Genomic DNA, 25,000 nt, shown 5'->3' on the forward strand with positions numbered 1-25,000 from the left:
CTTTTAAAGTTTCTCCGTTAGAAACAGCTAAAACTTCTGTTAATTCAACTGTAGAATCTACTTCAGCGTTTAATTTTTCAACGAATATTACGTCTCCTTCTTGAACTCTGAATTGTTTTCCACCTGTTACTACTACTGCGTACATTAAAACACCTCCTCTAAATACGGTCTCGCCCTGCAGGTACAAAGATTAAACTTTGTTTCTTTTAAAACCTGTTGCGTGCGGTCTACAAGTGACATTCTATCACAAATTTATACATCTTGTAAAGAAATTTATCACACTTTTTCGATAGTTTTTATCTTGTAATGTTGGTAATTCTCTTTTTGATTGGAAAAGATAAGTGGCTCTATTTTATATCCTTCAATATCGTAAGCAAAATTTAAATAAATTTCCTTATCTAATCCTTCAATATTTTTTATGAAATTAAATAAATCCCCAGTAATATCTTGTTCATAATTTTTATCTATCTCAATATAAAAATCTTTTATTGAATTTTCTCTAGAACATTTAATAATTTCATTCCTAATAAGATTTTCAATATATGATCTTTTTAGTAAAAATCCATTACTTTTGCACACTTTGCATGGTTCTTCTAAATACTCATAAATTGATTTTCCTTTTCTTTTCCTTGAAACCTGTATAAGCCCAAGTTCCGTAAAAGGATATATCTTCACATTTCCTTTATCTTCTTTTAAAGACTTACGTAATTCTTCTATTATTTTAGGCTTTTGATACTCTTCTCTTAAATCTATAAAGTCAATTAAAATAATACCACTTAAATTTCTAAGTTTTATTTGCCTTCCACATTCCCTAGCTGCTTCTAAATTGGTTTGGAATATAGTCTTTGAAAAATCACGGCCCTTTATATTTTTTCCACTATTTACATCAATAACATACATAGCTTCCGTCTTATCAATGATTATATACCCACCACAAGGTAAATTAACTTTTTTATGTCGTAATTTTAATATTTCCTTTTCAATGCCATAAAAATCAAATAAGCTTCTTTTCTCATAATACAAAGACAACTGTATATTATCCTTATCTTTTAGTATTTCACTGATACTATTTAAATATTCTTCATTATCAAAGAACACCTTAGTTTTTTCATTTTCCATTTCCTCAAAAAACTTCTTTAAAGTTGTATTACTTTGAAGTTTTCCTAAGTTAGTTGAATATCTAAGTTTTCTTTCCATAGTATCTTTCTTTTCTAATAAGCTTGCAAGCTCTTTTAAAAGTTCTTCTTCTGTAGCCTTTACAGATTCTGTTCTTAATACTATGCCAACATCTTTAATAGGTTTAATAATTGTAGTAAGCCTTTGCCTCTCCATTACATCTTCAATTCTTTTAGATACGCTTACTCCTTCATCACCCATGATTAAAACTAGATTCTTTCCTGCTATAGATATCTTGTGGCTTACTTTAGCACCTTTATCTCCTAAAGGCTCCTTCAACACTTCTATTAAGATATCCTGACCTTTTTTTATATTCATTCTTTTAAGCTCATCACTATAATACATGTAAGCTTCCTTTTCCAGACCAATATCTATAAAAATAGAATTTATAGCAGGCACTATGTTTTTAATTCTTCCTTTATAAATCTCACCTATCTGTGGCTTTGATGTTTCCTCTTCAACTATGCATTGAACAAGTTCACCATTTTGTTTTACAGCAACCCTAATCTGCTTTTCTCTACTTTCAACAAAAACTTCTCTCATACACACACATCCTAAAGAGCTTTAAATAATGGTACATACTTATTATTTTTTAATACGTACATTTCTTCTCTTTTTATATTAACAAATGATTCTGTATTTACATTTTCTATTTTACTTGTTATAAATTTTGCTAAAAGGTCAGCTGATAGGTTTTCTCTACTTCCTGTAGCAATTAATGCATTGATAACTAATTCGCCATCTTTAACCCAATACTTTAATTCTTTAACTAATGGCTTAATATCTGCCATTTTCTCACCTTTTTTGCTTTTCTTTAAAGTTTCCCAAGCATTTTCATTTAAAAGTGAAGCCATTTTTTCTTCAACATTTTCTTCATTAACTAACTTTAATTTAATTATGTATCTACCTGCATCTAAAAGTGCCATAGCTTGTGGCACTCTTTTAACATTTTCTACAATTTCAATTGGTGTAGCTTCAAAGAATCTTATTGTTGGTGGAGCAGCTTCATTTAATCTTGCTAAAAGATCAGCTACCTTCATTTCTTCAGTTAATACTATATCCATATATTCTCCATCAGAATAAACACCTACTGAAAGAGGTTGTGCTAAAGATAGTGCCATATGAGGATTAAACCCTTTAGAATATTCTATTGGAACTCCTGATCTTCTTATTATTCTTTGAATAGTTCTCATTAAGTCCAAGTGAGAAATAAACTTTATTCCTTCACCTTTAGAAAATTTAATTAAGTATCGCACCTTCGAAACACTTCCCTTCCTTAAAGTTTACATTGATTCCACATCCTGTACAGCCTTCTCTACAGTTTCTTGTAGTTGCAGCAACCTTTGCCTTTTCATTTTCTCTTTCAAGATACTTTCTATTTACTCCGATATCTATGAAGTCCCATGGTAATATTTCATCATAACTTCTTTCTCTATATACATAGAACTCTGGGTCTATATTACATTCTGCCATTGCTTCGTTCCAAATATCCATGTTGAAGTATTCTGACCATCCATCAAACTTAGCTCCCTTTTCAAAAGCTTTAATTAAAGCAGCACAAGTTCTTCTATCACCTCTAGCAAATACAGCTTCCATAAGAGATGTATCTTGGTGATGATATTTATAGCTTACAGCCTTGCTCTTAATAGCATATTTTATAGCTTTTATTCTTTCAGTTACAACTTCTGGTCTTTCCATAGGTGCCCATTGGAATGGTGTAAATGGCTTTGGTACTAATATTGATGAACTTGCTGTTATCTTTAATCCCTTAGCTCTTTGATCTTTTGGTATGCTATAATACACTTCTGCCATCTTATCTGAAAGCTCAGCAATACCTACCGCATCTTCTAATGTTTCATATGGAAGTCCTATTATAAAGTATAACTTAATTGTGCTCCAACCTGATTCAAAAGCACTCTTAGCAGCTTCTAGGATTCTTTCCTCTGTTAACCCCTTGTTAATTACATCTCTCATTCTTTGAGAACCAGCTTCTGGAGCAAATGTAAGGCCACTCTTTCTAACCTTTTGAATTTCTTTTATTAAGTCAACTGAGAAAGCATCAACTCTTATTGATGGAAGAGCTATACCAACTTTATTTCCTTCATGTTCAGCCACTAATTCTGTGATAAGCTTTTGTATATCAGAATAATCACATGTACTTAATGAAGATAATGAAATTTCTTGATATCCAGTAGCCTTTATAGCATCTCTTGCTTGTTTTATAAGCGTATCTCTTTTCTTTTCTCTTACTGGTCTATAAATCATACCAGCTTGACAGAATCTACATCCATTTGTACATCCTCTAAATGTTTCAAGAACTACTCTATCATGAACTATTTCAGTGTAAGGTACAATCATATCAACTGGAAAATCTACCTTATCATAGTCATTTACTATTCTCTTTTGTACCTTAGCTGGTACATCTTCATACTTAGGTTTGAATTCTTTTATAGTTCCATCTTCATTATAAGAAACGTCATATAATGAAGGTACATATATACCTCTTATCTTAGATATTTCTCTTAAGAATTCTTTCTTCTTACCTTTACCTTTGTACTTTTTATAAACATCAAGTACATCATTCATCATTTCTTCACCTTCACCAATTTCGAAGAAATCTACTATGTCACATAATGGTTCTGGATTATATGCACAAGGTCCTCCGGCCATGATTATTGGATCATCTTCTCCTCTTTCAGAAGCTCTAAATGGTATTCCAGACATATCAAGCATATTTAATATGTTTGTATAACTCATTTCATATTGAAGAGTAAATCCTAATATATCGAATTTATCTAATGAGTCTTTAGTTTCTAAAGTATATAATGGAATATTATTTTTTCTCATTAATTCTTCCATGTCTGGCCATGGTGCAAAAGTTCTTTCACAATATGTATCTTCTCTTAAATTAATTGTATGATAAAGTATTCTAGTTCCTAAGTGAGACATTCCAACTTCATATACATCTGGGAAACAAAATGCAAATCTTATATCAACATCTTTTGGATCTTTAATTACTTGATTTAACTCCCCACCAACATATCTTGATGGCTTCTCAACTTTACATAAAATATCGTCACTAATTTTATTCATAAGTTCCTCCTTATTTTTTAGCAATAATGTTTATATATAATATTCATTATTTACTATCCCATTCACTAAAATTACAAAAGCAATTTAATTATGAATTATGAATGATGAATTTTGGAATAAACTCAAAGAGTTTAGAAATTATAATATTTTAGAAACTCTTCGAGTTTCATCATTAATTCATCATTCATCACTCATCATTCATCATTAAGTTTTTATATGTATCAGTGGAAATAAAATTATTTCTCTTTCCTGTGTCTGCTATTGATAATTTTAAATTTAAACAAAAGTAAAAAGAAGTATCAACGCTACTTCTTTTTATTTTTCATTTTAGCACATTATTAAATTAAATGAAACTAATTACTAAACTTCTCTTTCTTGCCATAGTATTCCTCTAAGGTAATATTTCCATAAATCTTTAATGCTTCTATAAGTTCATCTTCTGCAATAATAAATTTTACTTTTAAATCATCATCTAGAACATAAAAAATATTGAACCTATTTTTATCCACTATTTTCATTAAATCCACAAGTCCCAATTTATAATACACAGAAATAACTCTATTTTCTAAATAGTTGTTTCTAATGAGCTTTCGTACTTTTTTATAAATATTTCCCATTAAAATATACATAACCGCCTTTTTTTCAGTTCTAGTTATATAAATGATAATAATAGCAACTAGCAACATAGTTATATTAATAGATCTATATTTATATACTCCATAAAGATAAATTACAATGAATGCTCCTCCAATAAAATAGCTTATCCATGCTATTCTAAGCTGCGCTTCTTTATATAACATCTTTCTAGATAAGATAATCTCTAAAATTCTTGCACCATCTAAAGGATATGCTGGAAGCAAATTAAATATTGCTAATCCTATATTAATAGTAACAATACTTTCATATAGCTCAAAGCTTACATAATAATTTATTAGCATAAATATAAACACAATACATATATTGGCTAATGGCCCAGCTATGTATATAAGTAGCTTTTCTTTATAATTAAGCTCATCAACATCAAGCAAATCAACTCTTGCACCGTATATATGCATTTGAAAATTATTAAATTTACTGCCTTTCATCATTGCCAATATTATATGGCTAAATTCATGTATAAGTATTGAGATAAAAGATATTACTAATCTTTGCCTTTGTTCTAGATGAAGTATGATGAACATCAATATTATTTCTGCAAAAACCAGTACATTCCACCTATATAACAAATTACATTTTGCCTTTATGAAGCCTTTTAAAAATATTTTATTTATTTTCATATCATTTCTCTATTTGTGCTTCACTAACATTCTCTCTTATCCATTTTAAACATTTTGCTGCTCCACTTTTTATGTCACTAATCTTTACATGTTTTATATCATCTATAATTTCAGAATAACTACTTCTTTCACTTATATTTTCTTTAAATCCATTAAAAGCTTCTACACTTTTAGTATCCTTTGAATACTTCATTGCAAGTACAGTTACCAATACTATAAATGTTACTATGCATTGGAATATGCAATATTCACTACACTGCCTAAAAATATTCCTCTTCTTTTTTTTCTTATAACCATTATTAATATTTCCATATGGCCCTTGGACTTTTGATTTATTACTTATAGAATTATAGTATTTACTATATTCTGAATCATACCTTCCCATATACAACCTCACAATAACACTTCAATACTAATTATATTTTTCTTATCAATAAATTATTCTCTTAATGCTTATAAGAATATCTGCTACTTAAAATATTTGCATAAAAAATAGCCATGAATATTTTCCATAGCTATTTTTCTTTATTTAGAAATATATTTTCTTTTTACTCATTCCTATATTTAAAACAATCCCTAAGGAAAGAATTGTTGTTAACAGCGAACTTCCTCCATAACTTACAAGCGGAAGAGTTATTCCTGTTATTGGCATAAGACCTATGGTCATTCCAATATTTTGTGTTATGGCAAATAAGAAATATGCCACCATTCCAACGGAGACACACCTACCAAATATATCCTTAGAATTCTTTGCGATATTTATCATTCTGGATATAAGAAGACCATAAAGACTTAATAGTATTATGGCACCGACAGTTCCCCATTGCTCTCCTATTTGAGCAAAGATGAAGTCAGTTTCAACTTCAGGAACATACTCTGAAGCAAATCCACCAGTTCCATCATTACTATAGCTATTGTGAGCTCCAAAAAAGCCTCCTGAACCTATCCCAATAAGAGATTGTCTTAAGTGATATCCTGAATCTGAAGTATCTGTATCAGGATTCATAAATGATGTTATTCTAGTTTTTTGATAATCTTGAATAAGGCCTGAATTCCATAGTAAAACTACAGCTAAAAGCATTCCTCCAAGGCCATAAAGTATTACCCTTTTATCAAGTCCTCCTATAAAATAAACACCTAACACCATGAAAAACAGTACCATGGTCATCCCCATATCTGGTTGAATAACAATAAGTGCTGCTGGAATTATGGCATATATGGCTAAGATGAAGAAATTCTTCACAGTATTTATGTTACCTTCCATTTCCTCAAGTTTTCGTCCCATCATCATAATTGTTGCAACCTTAGCAAGTTCTGCTGGCTGTAATGATATTACCCCCAAATCTATCCATCCTTGAGCACCATTTACCGTTTTTCCTATAACTAAAACTAATACTAATAATACTATTGATCCTCCATAAAATAAATTTGTAAATCCTTTAATAGTATTATAGTCTGATGCTAAGACAAAATATAAAGCAACTAAGGCAACTATAAAAAATATCAATTGTCTTTTAGGATAAAATATACCATAGTTTCCCTTAGTCGCTAAATATATATTAAGAATACCAAATGAAACTATACATATAATAGAAAAAAGCATCCATTTATCTAATTCTTTAAACTTTTTAAAATCAATTTTGAAACTTGGTATTAACTTCATTTTTTCACCTCCATAATGTATCACCTTATTATATAATAATTGCCCATTTTTCTCTATGAAATTTATGTAAACATAAAAGTTCTTTAAGTTTTCTTCAAAGAATCAAACTTAAAGAACTTTATTTTTGTCTTAAATAATTACTATACTATGAAAATTATCGTCCACGCTTACTTTTTATAGGAATATTAGCTACAAGTGCTGGACCATTTCCTTCTTCATTACTGCCTGCTCTATTTAATGCTATTTCAACATCATCAGCTTCAATTTCAATATACTTTGATAGTACTTGTAATATTTCCATTCTTATTTTATCAATAGTTTCTGGGTCTATATCTCCTCTATCGTGAATAAGTATTAATTTAAGCCTATCTTTTGCCACATCCTTAGGAGTCGTTGTCTTGTTAGAAAAAACTTTTAACAAATCCATAAATTCTACCTCCTAATTCTTTTTAAATATTTTCATTAATTTTGCAAATATACCATTAGATTCTCCATTTATTTCTAATAAAGGTACATTTTCATCCACAATTCTCTCTGCAATATTTCTAAATGCTTTTCCTGAAATAGATTTTTCATCTAAAACTATTGGTTCTCCCTTATTTGTTGAAACAGTGATATTTTTATCATCTGGTACAACACCTAAAAGTTTCACTGATAAAGTTTCTATAATATCAGATACGTCAAGCATATCTCCTCTTTTAGTCATTTCATAATTTAATCTATTAACAATTACTTCATGTTGTTCTAATCCCTTAGCATCTAGCTTTCCGATTACTCTATCAGCATCTCTCACTGATGTAATTTCAGGATTAACCACTACTATAGCTCTATCAGCTCCAATAACAGCATTTTCAAAACCTTGCTCTATTCCTGCTGGTGAATCAATAATAACATAATCAAATTCTTCCTTTAATTCATTTACTATAGATAACATATCTTCTGATTTTATATCATCCTTATCTTTAGTTTGAGCAGTTGGAAGTAAGAATAAACTTGGATATCTTTTATCCTTAATAAGTGCCTGCTTCAATCTACATCTATTCTCAATAACATCCATTATTGTATAAACTATTCTGTTTTCTAATCCCATTAAAACATCAAGATTTCTTAAACCAGTATCTCCATCAACAACAACTACTTTTTTACCTATAGCAGCAAGTGCTGTTCCTATGTTAGCTGTTGTTGTAGTTTTTCCTACGCCACCTTTTCCAGATGTGATTACTATAGAAACTCCCATTTATATCCCTCCGAAATTAATAAATATACTTATTTGGTAAATATGGCTCAACAATTATCATTTCATCCTTCACCCTAGCCACTTCAGGATAAGAAGGCTTAATTCCATCATCAGGAGCTATTGTAATTAAATCAGCAATTTGTAATAACTCTGGCTGCAATATAAAAGCAGCTATTATTGCATTTCTATTGCCTCCAACACCTGCCCTGACATGTCCTCTTATACTTCCAAGTACTATAATATTTCCACCAGCGGATACTTCTGCACCACTATTAATATCGCCAATAATAACTATATTACCTTTACTATTAATACACTGGCCTCCTCTTATGGTTCTTTTTATAAATTTGGTTCTCCCCTCATATATTCCTGTGAAAAGTGTATTTTCTTCAATTTTTCTTTTGTTTGTATCATCAAATATACAATCCCTTATATGTATTTCTTCAAATAGCTTATCTTTTAACTTAGCTATTTCACTATCTGATACATTCTTTAGGTTTGCTATAATCTTTATTATGGAATTTTTATAAAACCCTTTCCCTATAGATAATACGTTTATAATTTCTGATATAACTTCATCAAAATTTATAAACTTATCTATATCAACTATAACACTTATTCCTTCTTTATCACCTTTTATTTCAATTCTATTTTCCTTCATTGGTTACCCTCCACCAATTTCATACACTTTTTATTATAATTATACCATATATCAACACTTAATAACATAATAACCTATATATTTATAATTAGCCCTAACTTTAACATAGTTTTTTACTTTATCTTTACTCTATTTCTTATTATCGACTATTTTTTCAAAAAAATAATAGAGTTATCAAAAATTTGATAACTCTATATAAATTATTGTTCATTTTCAGTTGCATTGCTTTCCTCAGGATTGTTGTTTTCTCCTGCTGATTGAGTATTGCTACTTTCTTCTGCATTTTCCTTATTATCATCTAGCCCATTGGCTACATATTTTTGATAGCTTCCTGAACTTTTAGTATAAGCTGAATAATTAGTTTCTAATAATTCCTTAAAGAATGCTTCATATATGGCTAAATGAATACTTGCCCCTTCACTACCTTTATTACCATCATATAAAGTTGAGAAAATGGCAATTTGCGGATTATCCATTGGTGCAAAACTAATATAGTTACCATATGGTCTTCTTCCTATGACTGTATAGTTTTCTTCACTACCAAAATCCGCTGTACCTGTCTTACCACATACGGCAATTGGGAATGAATTAAAACTATTATATGCTGTACCATTACCGCTATAAGTATTAACCATCCTCATACCTTCTTTTACAGCTTGTAAATATCCACTAGGTATATCTAATGTATCAACTACTTCTGGTTCAAATTCTTCAATTACTTCTCCATTTGGTGAAGTAATTTTATCCACAAGCATTACCTTATATCTTGTTCCACCACTTGCTAAAGTAGCAACATAATTTGCTAATTGTAATGGCGTAAAGGCATTCATACTTTGACCTATAGCATCTTTAACTATTTCTGCATAAGTATCTATTTGAGTACTCATATCACTTATAGTGTATTGTGCTATAGCATTTGCTATTATATCTGCTTGTTCATCAATACTAGTTTTGCTACTTCTACTACTATTATAACTTTCTAAAGATGCTTTATATTCATCTGAAAGTTCCATTATAGATTTTATATAACTTATTAATTGGCTAGCAAATTCATCAGCACTTGTAAGTTGTGCATCTGTCCCCACTAGTTCTAAAGCCTTATTGATTTGTTCTTTTAAATTTGATTTTGCAGTAGCTAAAGCTTCACTATCAGTATCATTTTTTGAAATATTTAATGGTGCATAATAGAACATTCCATTATAGTTTCCAGCTTTAAGGCTATCTACTAATGTATACATAGGTGTATCAAGTATTCTATTTTTCCATGATTTAAAATTATATGTCTGACCGAAGTTTTCTTCTATTTCTATTCCTGTAGATGCATTTCCACCCTCAGTAACTCCAAGTCCAAATTTATACGCATAATGAGCAATACTATCTAATGCTGCTACTCTAGTTTCTTCATCAGAAGAATTTCCTCCATTTTTAAGATATAATTCATACCCCACATTATGGAAGAAGAAGTTTGATGAATGCATTAAGGCTTCTCTTACTGAAATAATACCATTACCTGTCTTCTGGAAGTTGTATTGAGTAAGGTTTCCAACTTGCCATACTCCTGTATCATTTACCGTTGAACTAGTAGTTATTACTCCCTCCATTAACCCAGCAATAGCTGTTAAAGGCTTGAATACAGATCCTGGAGGAAGAAGGGCTTGTGTTGAGTAATTAAACATTGCCTTTGGATATAAGTCATATGTGTCTTCCCTTGTTCCATCTTCATTTAAAGGGAATAGTTCATCAATTGTTGATGTTGCTCCAGTTTTCGCTATATGCTGTGCAGCAAATGCTTCGTAATCTGGTGAAAAATATTGTGCATATAATTCATCACTTAATTGTCCTGTTGCAAAATCATTGGGATCGTATGTTGGATAGCTTGCCATAGCAAGTACTCTTCCTGTGCCAACTTCAATGGCCACCACTGAACCTCTAGTAGCATTAGACCTACCATTACCATAATCTTTATTAGTTACAGTGGCATCAACACGAGCTAAGGTATCTTTCAGTGCCTGTTCAGCAGCATATTGTACATCCTTATCAATGGTAAGCTGAATATTGTTTCCTGCATAAGATTCAAGCTTAAATAGTTCTTCTGTAGTTCTACCTTCTGAATTAACTTTTACAGTAGTTCCTCCATCTTTTCCTTTAAGCTGTTCTTCAAAAGCAGCTTCAATTCCAGCTGCTCCCACTAAATCTGTGGATACATCATATCCCTTAAGTTCATATATTTCTTCTTCAGTACTTGTTATTGAAGAAACATATCCAAGTATTGATGAAGCTAATGATCCATATGGATAATATCTAACTGGTTCTAAGTCAACATCTATTCCTGGAAGCTCATTTAACATTTGATAGAATATAAAAGCAGTATCCTTGGTAATATCATTTGCTATTGTAACTGATTTATATCCTTGATAACTTTGAATATTTATGGCATCTTTAACTACCATATATTTTCTTATATCTTCTAATGAATATTTCTCTAATAAATCTTTTGTGATGGTCTTTCCATCAACATCTTTATATTTAGCCACAATGGCATCATATTCTTCTTTGGTGTAATCTTCTGGCAGAAGCATCTTATACATTCCGTATAACTCTACTAAATAATAAAAAGTATCTTCTGGTGTTATTTCTAATAATTTTGCATTTATATTGGCAAGTTGTTCATCAGTAAAGTCACCATCATGGTCCTTATACAATTCCTCTATTACTTCATCTTTTAAACCTCTATCACTTTTAAACAGAAGTTCTGTAGCTTCTTTTACATCACTATCATCACTTTTGAAGGCAAAATAAAATTGCCCATCTGAATTAACCTTTAAAAGAAGGTTATCTTCAAAATTTTCTCCATTTTCACTAAGCACTTTAAAAACTTTATTTAAGGTACTAAATATTGCATTAGCAGATTCAGTAGTTTGCATATAAGTAAGTACATAAGTCTGCTCACTAGTGGCTAAAACATTTCCTTCACTATCGTATATTAGCCCTCTTGGAGCACTTTCTGATATAAACTTTGTGGAACTTGTATCTGCCTTCTCTTTGTATTCATCGTATTTATATACTTGAAGATATAAAAGCTTACAGAATATTGTTCCAAATATCACTGCCATAATTATATATAACACTGCATATCTTGATATGGTCTTTTTCTTTTTTGGTTTATTAACTATCATTTAAACCTCCATCTATCATTATCCATATATTTATCACAAGTAGCTAAAACTATATTATAAACAATTATCATAATAATAGAGTTATAAAATGCTGCTAAAATAGCGGCACTATAATTTACACTTTGATCAAATAACCTTAACATTATAGCTACAAAAACACCCTTTATTATGGATAATATGAATGTAGATAAAACTGGAACTATCTTGTTTTCTTTTAAAATGTTCTCTCCTATTTTTGCCGCTAAAAAGCATAATAATAGATTACTTAAAGAATTAATGCCAAATCCTTTGACAAAATATATATCCTGAAGTATTCCACTAATTACCCCCATAAAAATCGCTTCATTTTTTCCATATATTATTGAATAAGCTATTGCAAAAATAAACAAAAGGCTTGGATAGCTACCCATTATTGGATAGTTAGGTAATAATGAATTATCTAAGACTAAAAGGAAAATTGAAATAAGTATTACAACTATCTTCTTCATATATTTTCCTCCTAATCATATTCAATTTCATCAATATTGCTATTAGGAATTACTACAAATAATTCTTCTAATTTATTAAAATTAACAAAAGGTTCAACTACTGCACTTTTCATAACTTTAACATTATCTTCTTGCACTGATACTACAGTACCTACTGGTATCTCCTTTGGATAAATCTTACCAAGCCCTGATGTTATAATAATATCGCCCTCTTTAACATCTGAGTCTATTGGAAGGTTATACACTACAGTCATATTAGTGTCTTTCTTATCACTTAATCCTTGAAGCACTCCAGTAGCGTCTCTTGTCTGCTGATCCATTACAGCAACAGCAATATTTTCATTTAGGATACTTTGAACTACAGCAAAGTTACTAGATACTTTTGTTACTTTTCCTACTAAGCCTTTATAACTTACCACTACCATATTTTTAGCTATTCCATCATTACTGCCTTTATCTATTATGTATCCATCTGATAAAGAACTTCCGCTATATCCAATTATATTTACCCCTACATAATTATAATTGCTCCTAGATTCAGTAAAATTTAAAGCTTCTCTTAAACGTTCCACTTCATCTTTTAATGATTCATATTCAATTAATTCATTTGCAAGCTCTGCATTCTTTTGTTTTAACTGTTCATTTTCTAATTTAACCTCAGAGAAATTTAAAAAGAAATCTACTGTTTCTTTTACTCTGCTATTTATATTATAAACTATTTTCTGTAAGGGACTAACTACTGTACTAACACTACTAGATATACCATTTGCATCACTTTGCAGGCTATATATAATCATGCCACAAAAGGCAACTGACAGTAAAACTATAGTTACTGCCAGTTTATTTTTAAAAGGTTTCATTATTGACCTCTTTGAGTTTTGCTTAATTGATCAAAATTTTCTAGTGCCTTACCAGCTCCTAAAACAACACAATCAAGTGGTGATTCAGCTATGTGTACTGGCATGTTAGTTTCAGCGTTAATTAATTGATCTAATCCCTTTAATAAAGCTCCACCGCCTGCTAGCATTATTCCTTTTTCAATTATATCTGCTGCAAGTTCTGGTGGTGTCTTTTCTAATGTAGTTTTAATTGATTCTATGATTGCATATACTGGCTCTTTTAAAGCTTCTCTTACTTGTTCTTCAGTAATAGTAACTACCTTTGGAAGTCCAGTAATCATATCACGACCTTTAATTTCTAATGATTCATTTTCATCATCTATCTTATATGCTGAACCTAATTGCATTTTAATATCTTCAGCAGTTCTTTCACCTATCATTAAGTTAAATTCCTTCTTAACATAAGCAATGATTGATTGATCTAATTCATCACCAGCAACTCTTAATGATTTGCTTGTTACTATTCCACCTAAAGAAATAATTGCAACTTCTGTAGTACCTCCACCGATGTCTACTATCATGCTTCCTGTTGGTTCACCTACTGGTAATCCTGCACCTATAGCTGCAGCCATTGGTTCCTCCATTAATACAACTTCTCTTGCTCCAGCATTTCTAGTTGCTTCTTCGATAGCTCTTCTTTCAACTTCAGTTACACCTGATGGGTAACAAACTATTATTCTTGGGCTAGTGAATGCACTTTTGCTTGCAACTTTATCAATAAGCTTCTTTATCATTGTTTGAGCAACATCAAAATCAGCTATAACTCCATCTTTTAAAGGTCTTATTGCTACGATATTTCCTGGTGTTCTACCTATCATAAGCTTAGCTTCTGTACCAACTGCTAATGGTCTTTTAGTGTTACTGTTAATAGCTACAACTGAAGGTTCGCTTAATACTATCCCCTTACCTTTTACAAATACTAAAGTATTTGCTGTTCCTAAATCTATTCCCATATCTCTATTACTACTGAAAAATCCCATTTGAATTCCCCTTTCAATCTTCAATATTTAAATAATTCCTTTTTCTTTTAAACTAGTATAATTATTTCTACCAATAATAATATGATCTAAAAGATTAATTCCCATAATTTCGCCGCACTCTTTTATCCTAACACTAACATTAATATCTTCTTTGCTAGGCTCTGGATTACCAGATGGATGATTATGAGAAATAATTATGTTTGCACTACCAAATTTAACAGCTTCTCTAAAAATTTCTCTTGGATGAATCAAAGATGAATTTAAAGTTCCTGTAAAAACATCCTTAGTTCTTATAATATTATTTTTTGTATCCAATAATATTAACTTTAGTGTTTCCTGCTTTAAAACATTCATTTCATTCATAAGTAATTCTGCTATTTCACTTGGTCTTGTGACTTTAAATAAATCATTTTGAGCTCTTAAAGTCTTAAACCTTCTAAATAGTTCACTCAATGCCATCACTTGACATGCTTTAACATTCTTAATACCTTTGATTTTTTTTATTTCTTCATAGCTTGCATCCAATATTTTATCCAGTCCGCCTAAATTTGATATCAATCTAGTACTTAACTCAATAACATTTTCGCCTTTAGTTCCAGTTCGCAATAATATAGCTAAAAGCTCCTCGTTACCTAAGCTATCAGCGCCATATTTAAGTAACTTTTCCATAGGTCGCTGGCTTAATGGCAAGTCACTTATTTTTATATTACCCATAAAACCTCTCCTTAATTAGTTAAGTATTTATTTTATAGATAATTTCCCCCATCGCCATTATACAAACACTATTTAATTTCTTCTAAAATATTATTTAATAAATTTAATGGAAGTCCCACAACATTGTAATAACAACCATTAATTCTTTCAACAAAAACTCCACCAAATCCTTGGATTCCATATGCTCCCGCCTTATCAAGCGGTTCTTTTGTAGATATGTACTTCAATATTTCTTCATTAGTCAAATCCTTAAACTTGACTTCAGTAAAAATAGATTCCTTTTTTACTTTATTTGTTTTACTATTAATAACAACAAGTGCTGAATAAACTCTATGCACCTTTCCACTTAATTCATTAAGCATATTATATGCATCTTCTTCATCTTTTGGTTTTCCTAATATTTTATCGCCATTTACAACTATGGTATCAGCTGCAATGATGATACACTCTTCACTTACTCTTGATAATACGTCTAAAGCTTTTCCTTCAGCTATTTTAATTACGTATTCTTCTACATTGCCATTAAATTTAATTGCGTCTTCATCAAAGTTGCTTATTATAATGTCAAAATCGTCTACTATTCTCTTTAATAGTTCCTGTCTTCTTTCAGAAGCGGATGCCAAAATATATTTCATAACTTCACATCCTATATTTATTGATTATTTTTCCATATTTAAACTTATTTTAATCACTAAAGTAAAAATAAGTTTTTTTGCAAAATAAAAAAGAGTCCAACGCTTGTTATTACCCCTTAAATTTTCTTTTATATTTTATCACTTTATATGTGTTCAAACAAGCATTTTCCTCTTTATATAGAAATTTTTATAATATTGTAAGATTTATTTTTTTATAGCTTAAATTTAATTTTATATATCCTTAAAATTCAATAATATTGTATAAATATATTCCATTTCTGCAGGTACATTTTCCTTACTTATTTCTGCTGCTAAATTTGAAATATGTTCTTTCAAATTATTTAATATATCTACTTTTTCTCCTGCAGATATCTTTTCTAATTCATTAGTCCAACCTTTAAAATCATCTGTATTAATTGATTTTACATCATCACTAAAAGCTGTATCTAAAAGTCGTATATATCCATCACATATACTTGAAATTTGATATTCTACTTTATCATCATTATTAAAGGAAAATTTAATCTTAGCACATTCAATATTACTGTTCTTTAATTCACTTACTATTTGATCCACCTTATCGCTTTCATATACTCCTGATAATACTCTGAACTTATCTTGATCCTTATATATAAATGCACTATACTTTCCATTTATTGAACTTAATATTTGATTAGCATTATTCTCGTTGGAAAAATATCCACATTGAACAGTATAAAAAACAGAAGTATTACTAACAGCCCCATTACTCCCTTCTTCTGAATTAACAACTTCATTATTATTCGCTTCTATGGATGTTTTATTACCTATATTTGCTGCTGGCAAAGCATTATTTTTAGTTAATACGCTAATTGCCACATAAGCTAACGCAATACCACAAAGCCCTGCCCCTACAACAGTTCCTACTAATTTTAATATAAACATAATCAAGTTATTATTCTTATTTTTCTTATAGTTATATCTTGTATATCTCATTTTCTCATCCACCACCCTTTATATTTTCATACTTATATATATTCCTTTTTCCAGGTGGATATACTAACATCTTTTAAATTATGTCACACTTAGATAATTATGAGTGATAAATTATGAATGATGAATTGAGGATGAAACTCCTTAGGGAATTTCTTAAACATATATTTAAAAAAATTTCGTAGAAATTCTATCCTTAATTCATCATTCATCATTCATAATTCATCATTAAAAAAATAGACCTTTCGGCCTATTTTTTTTACTTTACTGCTTTTAATATATTTAATAAGTATTCATAGCAGTTTTTAACTGATGAAATACTCATATGTTCTTCTGGTGTATGAACATCATATAGGTTTGGTCCAAAGCTTATCATATCAAGGTTACCTAATTTTTCATTAAATAATCCACATTCAACACCAGCATGGATAGCTACAATTTCAGCTTCCTTTCCATACATTTCTTTGTGTACAGATTGGCATATTTCTCTTATCTTTGAATCAGGATTATATTCCCATGCTGGATATCCTGAAGTACATTCTAATTCTCCACCTAAAAGATTAACTATAGTTTTACTTCTTAAAACTATTTCTTCTTTTAATGAAGGTACTGAACTTCTTACTGCTGAATCATACTCTACAAAACCTTCAGTAGTTGTTAAAACACCTAAATTAGTTGAACTTTCCACCAATCCTTCTATTTCTGTACTCTTACTATTTATTCCTGATGGATAAAGATATAATAAATTAACAGCTTTTTCTGTGCTTTCCTTTGTAAATACTTTAGATACTGCTGCAACTTCTTGTACTTCTATATTTAATCCTGCATCTTGAGCTTTTAATTCATTTTTAACTAACTTAGCAAATTCTAAAACTAATTCCTTAGCTTTTACTAAATCACCATCAGCTACCATAATAACTGCTTCTGCTTCTCTTGGAATAGCATTATTCTTTGATCCACCATTCATTTCACATAAAGAGTATTCAACATTATTTAAAAGATGCTTTAGGATTCTTCCTAAAATTTTATTTGAATTTCCTCTTTCTTTAATGATATCCATTCCTGAGTGTCCACCCTTAAGTCCAGATATCTTTATCTGCATTGCTTTACCATTTGTTCTTTCTTCTCTTGTCACCGGAAGCTTTCCTTTAGTTCTTATTCCACCTGCACAGCTCACTAAAAGATATCCTTCTTCTTCATTGTCTAAATTTATTAATATCTTTCCATCGATATGTTCTGGTGAAACAGCCATAGCTCCTGACATTCCCGTTTCTTCATCAGTAGTTATTAAAACTTCTAATGCTGGATGCATAACATCATCTGAAGCAAGTATTGCCATTGCATAAGCAACTGCTATACCATTATCTGCTCCTAGTGTTGTATCAGTAGCATATATGTAATCATCTACTATTCTTAATTTTAAAGGATCTTTCTCAAAATCATGATCTGTTCCTTTATTTTTTTCACATACCATGTCCATATGTCCTTGTAATATTACTGTTGGAGCATTTTCATATCCCTTAGTAGCTGGTTTCTTTATTATTATATTTAAAGCTTCATCTTGAATACTTTCTAACCCTAAACTCTTCCCAAAATTTAAAAGATAATCACTTACACCTTTTTCATTTCCTGACCCTCTTGGAATTTGTGATATTTCTTCAAAATATTTAAAAACTAATTTAGGTTGTAAATTGTCTAACACTGCCATAATTTTTCTTCCCTTCTGCTAAATTATACTAGAATTAAAATATATATCTAAGTATATCATATTATTAATGATACTTAAATTTATTATACCTAATTTAGTGTTCTATTATTTTTGGAGGTGTTGTAATGCAAAAAACAAAAATGATTTTTACCATTGGTCCATCTAGCGAAAAAGAATCTACCTTGCGAGAGTTAATAAAAATAGGAATGAATGTTGCACGACTTAACTTTTCACATGGAAATCAAGAAACACACTTGAAAAAAATTCAGCTTATCAAAAAACTTAGAGCTGAAATGTATACACCTACTGCCATTATGATTGATATAAAAGGCCCTAAAATTAGAACTCATAGATTTATTAATGATGAAACTCCATTAAAAGAAGGACAAACCTTTTCCTTTAACTGTGGAAAAGAAATTTTCGGCAATAACTCTGAATGTTCCATCTCTTATGCTACCCTCTATGAAGATGTTCGCCCTGGTGGATTAATACTTGTAGATGATGGTCTCATAAGATTTAGAATTAATAAAATTGTAGGCAAAAAAATTGTTTGTACTGTTCTAAATGACGGTGTCATTAAAAACTATAAAGGCGTGAATGTTCCAAATATAAAGATTAACCTTCCCTCTATCACTGAAAAAGATAAAAGTGATTTAGCTTTTGCTTGCAAAATGGATGTAGATTTTGTAGCTGCATCATTTATCAGAAAAGCTTCTGATATTTTAGAAGTACGGCAGATTTTAAAAGAACATGGTGGTAATAAAATTCAAGTAATAGCTAAAATTGAAAATCAAGAAGGCGTAGATAATATTGATTCAATCATTGAAGTTTCCGATGGAATAATGATTGCTCGTGGAGATATGGGCGTAGAAATTCCCATAGAGCATGTACCAATAATTCAAAAGATGATTATTAAGAAATGTAATAAAGCTGGTAAAATAGTAATAACAGCTACTCAAATGCTTGATTCAATGATAAGAAATTCAATTCCAACTAGAGCTGAAGCCAGTGATATCTGCAATGCAATCTTCGATGGCACTGATGCTATAATGCTCAGCGGTGAAAGTGCCAGTGGTTTATATCCTTTAGAAGCTGCTAGCACTATGTCTACTATTGCTCAAGAAGCTGAAGCAAATATTGATTATATGTATTTAAATCAACAACTAAAAGAACCTGCCATGAATGATTTTGCTGAAGCTATAAGTTACTCTGCCTGTAGGACATCTAATGTTCTTAATGCCAATGCCATAGTGGCTGCTACAACAACAGGTGCTACTGCAAAGCTCATATCAAAATACAAACCAAAATGTCCAATCATAGCCATAACTCCTTTTGATTATGTACAAAGGCGATTATCCTTAAATTCCGGAGTAATACCTTTACTTTGTAGAGAATTCTCAACTACTGATGAAATAATTAAAGAAGCTATTAAAGTTGCCAAGAAATATTCCTGTGCCAAGGAAGGAGACAATATTATTGTTGCTGCTGGTCTTCCAACCTCAATCACCGGAGGAACCAATATGATGAAAATAGAGAAAATTTAAAAATTTTCTCATTTTCATAATGATGAATTATGAATTACGAATTATGAATTAAGGATGAAATTCGTAGAATTTCTGAAAATATATATTTTTTGAACTTCTTAGAAGTTCATTCAGCAATTCATCACTCATCACTCATCATTCATCATTTCGATAAATAATAAAAATACCTATAGGCTTAATGCCCATAGGTATTTTTATTATTTATCGAAAAGTCCTTTAAATAGATCTCCTAAAGTTTCACCTTCATCACTATCGTTATATGCTAAGTATTCTTGGCTTCTTTCTTCTGCATCTTTTATACTTAATGATAGTTTTTTATTTTCAATATCTGCATTTAAAATTTTAACCTTTACTGTTTGACCTATTTCTAAAACTTCGCTTGGTTTTGCTATATTTTCATCAGTAATTTCATTTATATGAACTAATCCTTCAACTCCAGGGAATACTTCTACAAATGCCCCAAAGTTTAATAGCTTAGCTACTTTTCCTTCCAATACATTTCCTTCTTTTAAGCTTTCTCTATGCAGGTTCCAAGGCTCATTATTTACATCTTTTAAGATTAATGATACTTTTTCATTTTCTGCATCTACATTACCTACAAACACAACTACCTTATCACCTAGAGAAACTACATCTTCAACTCTCTTTACTTTTTCCCATGCTAAATCGCTTATATGAATAAGACCTGTTATTCCTCCGATATCAACAATTGCACCAACTTTTAATATCTTTGTAACAACACCTTCTCTTTTTTCTCCAGATTTAACGTTTTTCCAAAGTTCTTTTTTATGAGCATTGTAGATTTCTTCTTCAATAACTCTTCTTGAAGCAACTACCTTTCTATTTCTTAAATCTAGCTCTATAAGCTTCACTTCTAATTCCTTACCTAAAAGATTCTTTAACTCTATTCTTTCTCTTGAAGCTTGTGATGCTGGTATAAATACTCTAATTGATCCATAGTAAGCTGCTAATCCCCCCTTTATTTCTTCTTTAACAACTACTTTGATTGTTTTATTATTTTTATATGCTTCTTCTAATTCTTCTCTTTCTGTTATTTGAAGCGCTCTTACTCTTGAAAGTTGTACATATCCTTCACCATCATTTGGAGATAATACATATACATCTATTTCATCTCCTGGCTTAACTACTTCAAGTGGAGAATCATCTGTATTTGTAAGTTCTTCTCTTGAAATTACACCATCAAAAGCATAGTTTATATTAACTCTTACTTCTTTTTCATCAGCATCAATTACAATACCTTTTAATATATCTCCACTTTTGATTCTTTTCACATCAAAATCCTTTAATAATTCACCCATTGTGCTTTCTTCTCTTTTTTCTAAATTCATTAAACTCACTCCCTTATAAACTTTTGTATTTTATCTAATTTAATTTTGAACTTTTTCTAATTAAGTTATAGCAATAATTAATAATATCACTTCTTTTTATTATCCCTATAAAAATTCCTTCATCATCTACCACTGGCACAAAATTTTGAGTAGTTGCTAAATTTATGATACTTTCTACATCTGCATTTATTGAAACAGATTTATGTTTTATTTTTCTTGGTATATCACTTACTTTTACACATTCAGTATTTCTGAATGTTAATTCAGGAGTATTTTTAAGTTTCCATAATAAATCTCCTTCTGTTAATGTACCTACGTACTTTCCACTCTTATCAATAAGCGGAATAGCTGTATATCCGTGATGCTCCATCTTCTCAATTACTTGCCTCATAGTCACATCTAGATATTCATAAATTACCTCATTCTTTGGTGTCAAAAGAAATGCAATATTCATATTTCTTACCTTTCCCTAAAATATTCAATTAATACCTTAAGACATTATTTTTCTATACATAGCAATTATATAATTTTATTGCAAAACTTTCAAATGTAAATCTATACATTAGAATTTTTCTTAATAATTCTATTTTCATATTTTAGAAATTCAATTTCGTCTATAATACTATATACTTCTCTGTAGATCATTTCTCCACTTAAGCTCTTTTTTACAATAACCTCTTCTAAAATCCTACTATTACATTTTGGGCATGTCCCAATAGCAACAAATCTCCAGCCTAAATTAGTAAAATTATAATCTAACTCAATATTTCTTTTACATTTAGGACATATTGGATTAATCTTAGAATAATCTAATTTGAAATTTTGCAAAGATTTTATCTCCAGTGCTGGCATATCAAATATATCACTAACAATAAATTGTTTAACTGCTCTGGCATTATATATATTCTTAAAGACGCTTAATGTATATCTAGAATCATTCAAAGCATCATGAAGCTTACTTTCATCAACCTTTATCTTTAATTGTTGAAGGGCATTTTTTAAACTAAGAATATTCTTTTTACCTAATATCTTTGTTGTATACTCCTGAATATCAAGATATCTTTCTATCCAACTTAAATCACTGTATCCATGATGATTTGCATTTCTAATTATTTCTGCAATATCATCCTTTGCCCATGAACATATGATATCACCTTTATCAACCATATTTTTAAGCATATCAAGCCCTTCATTAAAACTAACACCATTTTCTAGTTCTTCATGTTTTATATTGGTAATACTTAGTATTTTAGGATTGACTACAGGTATTACTGAGGGCTTAATATATACTTTCAACTCTTCTAAAGGCTTCATATACATATCAACCTTAATTGCTCCAATTTCAATTATTTCATTAATTAAATCTAATTCTTTTAAATTTGGTATATCTTTATATATATTTGGATAATATTTATGTATTTCACTTAAATTATTAAACTCCAAATCAATTATAATAAAAGCCACTGTATTTCTCCCCCCATATTAACCCTTTATATCGCTTCCTTAATTATACTCCAAATTTTACTTTTTTTCTAATTTTCTACAATTTCTATTCCTGCAAGTTTCATCAAATACTTGGCATTTTGAGTTTTACTTCTGCCATCTCTTAATTTATAATCAAATTTAATCTTATCATCTACATAATATTCTTGGAAGTTAAAATTAACAAGCCAATTGTGTATATTTTCTAAATCACATAATTCAAAGTCATGAGTTGAAACAAGTCCAATACCACCACTTTTAACTAATTGTTCAATCAATATTTTAGCTCCATCATGTCTATCCTTTGAATTTGTTCCCTTAAATATTTCATCTAAAAGGAAAAATACCTTTTCTCCACTTCTGGCAGCTTCTATCACCAGTTTAATCCTCAATATTTCTGCATAAAAAGAAGATATGCTCTCTTCTAGATTATCTTGTGTTCTCATGCATGTATATATATTAAAAATTCCACTATTTAAGCTTTCAGCTCTCACTGGACTACCTATATATCCCAACACCATATTGAAACCTATAGTTCTTAAGAAAGTACTTTTACCAGACATATTTGACCCTGTTATAAGAGCTGCTTTTTTACCATCATGCAAAGCAAAATCATTACTTTCAGCCTTTTCTCCTAATAAAGGATGGGCTATACCCTTACATTCAATTTTTCTTTCTTCAGTAAACTTTGGATATGACCATTTTGGATTATCAAATGCTATATTAGAAATACTAATTAATGCTTCAAATTCAGCTATTGTTTCAATCCATAACCTAATCTTAAAACCATTTTTCCTTCTCCACTTTTCAAGATTATAAAGAACAAAGATATCACTTAGCATAAATACATTTAGAAGCAGATAATATGCATTAGCATTACTATCACCTATCCAATTAACGATATTTTTAAGTTTATTAATTTCTACCATGCAATTTTCTCTACTATTTATAAGCTTTTCTTTTAAATTAACAAGATTCTTTCTGGTAAATTCTTCACTGCTTAATATTCTTAATGTTTTTTCATATTGATTTATAGCTTTTTTATTTTCCAAGATAATATTTATACTATCACTTAAATTCTTAGTTAACAGCTTTACCACAAGATAATTAATAAATAAATCTAAAATTAAATAGTTCACCGGTATTCTACCAGCAACTGTAAGATATAAAAATAGTAATGTAATTGTAATAAATAAATATGGTATATATCTTACTGTAAAACTTACTTTCTCATCCTTTTCCATCCATTGTAAAAATTTATCCACTGAATGCTTATCTTTTTTCCCTTTATTAAATGATATATATATTTTTTCACAAAAGCCTCTCTTTTCGCTTAGCTCCTTAATGGCTTCTTGTCTACCCTTTATGATTTGCTTATCAGGCAGTGATTTAAGAGCTAATACTTTAGCGAGCTTTTTTCTACCAAGAGGACTTTTGGTAGTGTTTATCCATTGAAATAAAGAATTCTTACCAAAAATATCTAAATCACTACTAAAATTATGGCTACTATTTAAAAACTCTTCTCCTTTATCCTCAAATTCCTTCCACTCTCCATTTATTCTTTTTAATCCCTTTTCATTATATTCTAGCTTCAATAAATACTGTTCTTTTTCATTTATCTTATTATTATGAAATATAGCTGTAACTATAAAAGTTATCAATGCCACCATAAATGAAGCACATAAATAAATAAATTTATCGGCTTTATATAGATAATACATTGTGGCTATAGCCACAACTACTATGAGTAATCTTCCCACTGCAAAAGCGGATATTGTTCTCTCCAGTTCTTTTAAATTTTTATTAATATTATTAATATTGCTTTTATAATACTCTTTTGGATCTTCCATATCTCCACCTCATTTTCTTTTTAAGTTTACTATAAATCAATTTTCTAATATTATAATCAATTGTATCATAAGATTTTACCTGTTAATATAGCGTCA

23 protein-coding genes are annotated in these 25,000 nt (G+C 29.7%); 1 reads left to right on the forward strand and 22 read right to left on the reverse strand.

The annotated features are described in order from the left end of the window. The 18 genes from rplU to Q5O44_RS11255 form a co-directional block, all read right to left on the reverse strand. On the reverse strand, positions 1 to 145 hold a 145-nt coding region (gene rplU, locus Q5O44_RS11170), incomplete at its 3' end, for a 50S ribosomal protein L21 (RefSeq protein WP_302637900.1). A gap of 131 nt (positions 146 to 276) precedes the next feature. Continuing rightward, positions 277 to 1,719, reverse strand: coding sequence for an Rne/Rng family ribonuclease (locus Q5O44_RS11175; protein ID WP_022168509.1), 1,443 nt, complete (start codon positions 1,717 to 1,719; stop codon positions 277 to 279). A gap of 11 nt (positions 1,720 to 1,730) precedes the next feature. Then, positions 1,731 to 2,432 (reverse strand): TIGR03936 family radical SAM-associated protein, encoded by a 702-nt coding sequence (locus Q5O44_RS11180; RefSeq protein WP_022168510.1) that lies wholly within the window; start codon positions 2,430 to 2,432, stop codon positions 1,731 to 1,733. Beyond that, positions 2,416 to 4,269 (reverse strand): TIGR03960 family B12-binding radical SAM protein, encoded by a 1,854-nt coding sequence (locus Q5O44_RS11185; protein ID WP_022168511.1) that lies wholly within the window; start codon positions 4,267 to 4,269, stop codon positions 2,416 to 2,418. The genes Q5O44_RS11180 and Q5O44_RS11185 overlap by 17 nt, the downstream gene beginning before the upstream one ends. A 353-nt stretch (positions 4,270 to 4,622) precedes the next feature. Further along, positions 4,623 to 5,546 (reverse strand): site-2 protease family protein, encoded by a 924-nt coding sequence (locus Q5O44_RS11190; RefSeq protein WP_022168512.1) that lies wholly within the window; start codon positions 5,544 to 5,546, stop codon positions 4,623 to 4,625. Between the two features lies 1 nt (position 5,547). Then, on the reverse strand, positions 5,548 to 5,931 hold the full coding sequence (locus Q5O44_RS11195) for a hypothetical protein (protein ID WP_022168513.1): 384 nt from the start codon (positions 5,929 to 5,931) through the stop codon (positions 5,548 to 5,550). 144 nt (positions 5,932 to 6,075) lie between these two features. After that, positions 6,076 to 7,209, reverse strand: coding sequence for a rod shape-determining protein RodA (gene rodA, locus Q5O44_RS11200; RefSeq protein WP_022168514.1), 1,134 nt, complete (start codon positions 7,207 to 7,209; stop codon positions 6,076 to 6,078). A gap of 154 nt (positions 7,210 to 7,363) precedes the next feature. After that, entirely contained in the window at positions 7,364 to 7,636 is a 273-nt protein-coding gene (gene minE / locus Q5O44_RS11205) for a cell division topological specificity factor MinE (RefSeq protein ID WP_022168515.1), read from the reverse strand. A gap of 12 nt (positions 7,637 to 7,648) precedes the next feature. After that, complete coding sequence (minD, locus tag Q5O44_RS11210; protein ID WP_022168516.1) at positions 7,649 to 8,446, reverse strand: septum site-determining protein MinD; 798 nt, start codon at positions 8,444 to 8,446, stop codon at positions 7,649 to 7,651. 16 nt (positions 8,447 to 8,462) lie between these two features. Then, positions 8,463 to 9,107 carry a septum site-determining protein MinC gene (gene minC, locus Q5O44_RS11215; RefSeq protein ID WP_022168517.1) on the reverse strand — a complete coding sequence of 215 codons (645 nt, stop codon included), beginning with the start codon at positions 9,105 to 9,107 and terminating at the stop codon, positions 8,463 to 8,465. Between the two features lie 200 nt (positions 9,108 to 9,307). Further along, positions 9,308 to 12,283 (reverse strand): penicillin-binding transpeptidase domain-containing protein, encoded by a 2,976-nt coding sequence (locus Q5O44_RS11220; protein WP_022168518.1) that lies wholly within the window; start codon positions 12,281 to 12,283, stop codon positions 9,308 to 9,310. Then, a complete protein-coding gene (gene mreD / locus Q5O44_RS11225; RefSeq protein ID WP_022168519.1) occupies positions 12,280 to 12,771 on the reverse strand; it encodes a rod shape-determining protein MreD in 492 nt (163 codons plus the stop codon). Before mreD ends, Q5O44_RS11220 begins: the two co-directional genes overlap by 4 nt. Positions 12,772 to 12,782: 11 nt before the next feature. Then, positions 12,783 to 13,631, reverse strand: a complete 849-nt coding sequence (mreC, locus tag Q5O44_RS11230) for a rod shape-determining protein MreC (RefSeq protein WP_022168520.1) — start codon at positions 13,629 to 13,631, stop codon at positions 12,783 to 12,785. Further along, entirely contained in the window at positions 13,631 to 14,650 is a 1,020-nt protein-coding gene (locus Q5O44_RS11235; RefSeq protein ID WP_291661488.1) for a rod shape-determining protein, read from the reverse strand. The genes mreC and Q5O44_RS11235 overlap by 1 nt, the downstream gene beginning before the upstream one ends. Before the next feature lie 27 nt (positions 14,651 to 14,677). Next, complete coding sequence (radC, locus tag Q5O44_RS11240) at positions 14,678 to 15,364, reverse strand: DNA repair protein RadC (RefSeq protein ID WP_022168522.1); 687 nt, start codon at positions 15,362 to 15,364, stop codon at positions 14,678 to 14,680. Between the two features lie 68 nt (positions 15,365 to 15,432). Next, on the reverse strand, positions 15,433 to 15,999 hold the full coding sequence (locus Q5O44_RS11245) for a Maf-like protein (RefSeq protein ID WP_022168523.1): 567 nt from the start codon (positions 15,997 to 15,999) through the stop codon (positions 15,433 to 15,435). Positions 16,000 to 16,230: 231 nt separating this feature from the next. Further along, on the reverse strand, positions 16,231 to 16,974 hold the full coding sequence (locus Q5O44_RS11250; protein ID WP_022168524.1) for an SPOR domain-containing protein: 744 nt from the start codon (positions 16,972 to 16,974) through the stop codon (positions 16,231 to 16,233). A 256-nt stretch (positions 16,975 to 17,230) separates the two neighbouring features. Further along, positions 17,231 to 18,679: an aminoacyl-histidine dipeptidase gene (locus Q5O44_RS11255; RefSeq protein ID WP_022168525.1), complete on the reverse strand. Its 1,449-nt coding sequence runs from the start codon at positions 18,677 to 18,679 to the stop codon at positions 17,231 to 17,233. Between the two features lie 125 nt (positions 18,680 to 18,804). On the opposite strand from Q5O44_RS11255, the gene pyk reads away from it, so the two are divergent. After that, the gene (gene pyk / locus Q5O44_RS11260; protein ID WP_022168526.1) at positions 18,805 to 20,223 is read left to right on the forward strand and encodes a pyruvate kinase; all 1,419 of its coding nucleotides are present in this window, start codon (positions 18,805 to 18,807) and stop codon (positions 20,221 to 20,223) included. A gap of 197 nt (positions 20,224 to 20,420) precedes the next feature. Here the strand turns inward: pyk and rpsA are convergent, their stop codons facing one another. The 4 genes from rpsA to Q5O44_RS11280 all read right to left on the reverse strand — a co-directional run bounded on the left by rpsA (position 20,421) and on the right by Q5O44_RS11280 (position 24,904). Further along, positions 20,421 to 21,572: a 30S ribosomal protein S1 gene (gene rpsA / locus Q5O44_RS11265; RefSeq protein WP_022168527.1), complete on the reverse strand. Its 1,152-nt coding sequence runs from the start codon at positions 21,570 to 21,572 to the stop codon at positions 20,421 to 20,423. Positions 21,573 to 21,606: 34 nt separating this feature from the next. Further along, positions 21,607 to 22,026 (reverse strand): CBS domain-containing protein, encoded by a 420-nt coding sequence (locus Q5O44_RS11270; protein WP_022168528.1) that lies wholly within the window; start codon positions 22,024 to 22,026, stop codon positions 21,607 to 21,609. 101 nt (positions 22,027 to 22,127) lie between these two features. After that, positions 22,128 to 23,036 (reverse strand): 3'-5' exonuclease, encoded by a 909-nt coding sequence (locus Q5O44_RS11275; RefSeq protein ID WP_022168529.1) that lies wholly within the window; start codon positions 23,034 to 23,036, stop codon positions 22,128 to 22,130. A 68-nt stretch (positions 23,037 to 23,104) separates the two neighbouring features. Next, positions 23,105 to 24,904, reverse strand: a complete 1,800-nt coding sequence (locus Q5O44_RS11280; protein ID WP_022168530.1) for a DNA mismatch repair protein MutS — start codon at positions 24,902 to 24,904, stop codon at positions 23,105 to 23,107. Positions 24,905 to 25,000 lie beyond the last annotated feature (96 nt).

Origin of the sequence: Clostridium sp. CAG:221, from assembly GCA_000435835.1 — a bacterium.
Taxonomy (GTDB): domain Bacteria; phylum Bacillota; class Clostridia; order Clostridiales; family Clostridiaceae; genus Clostridium.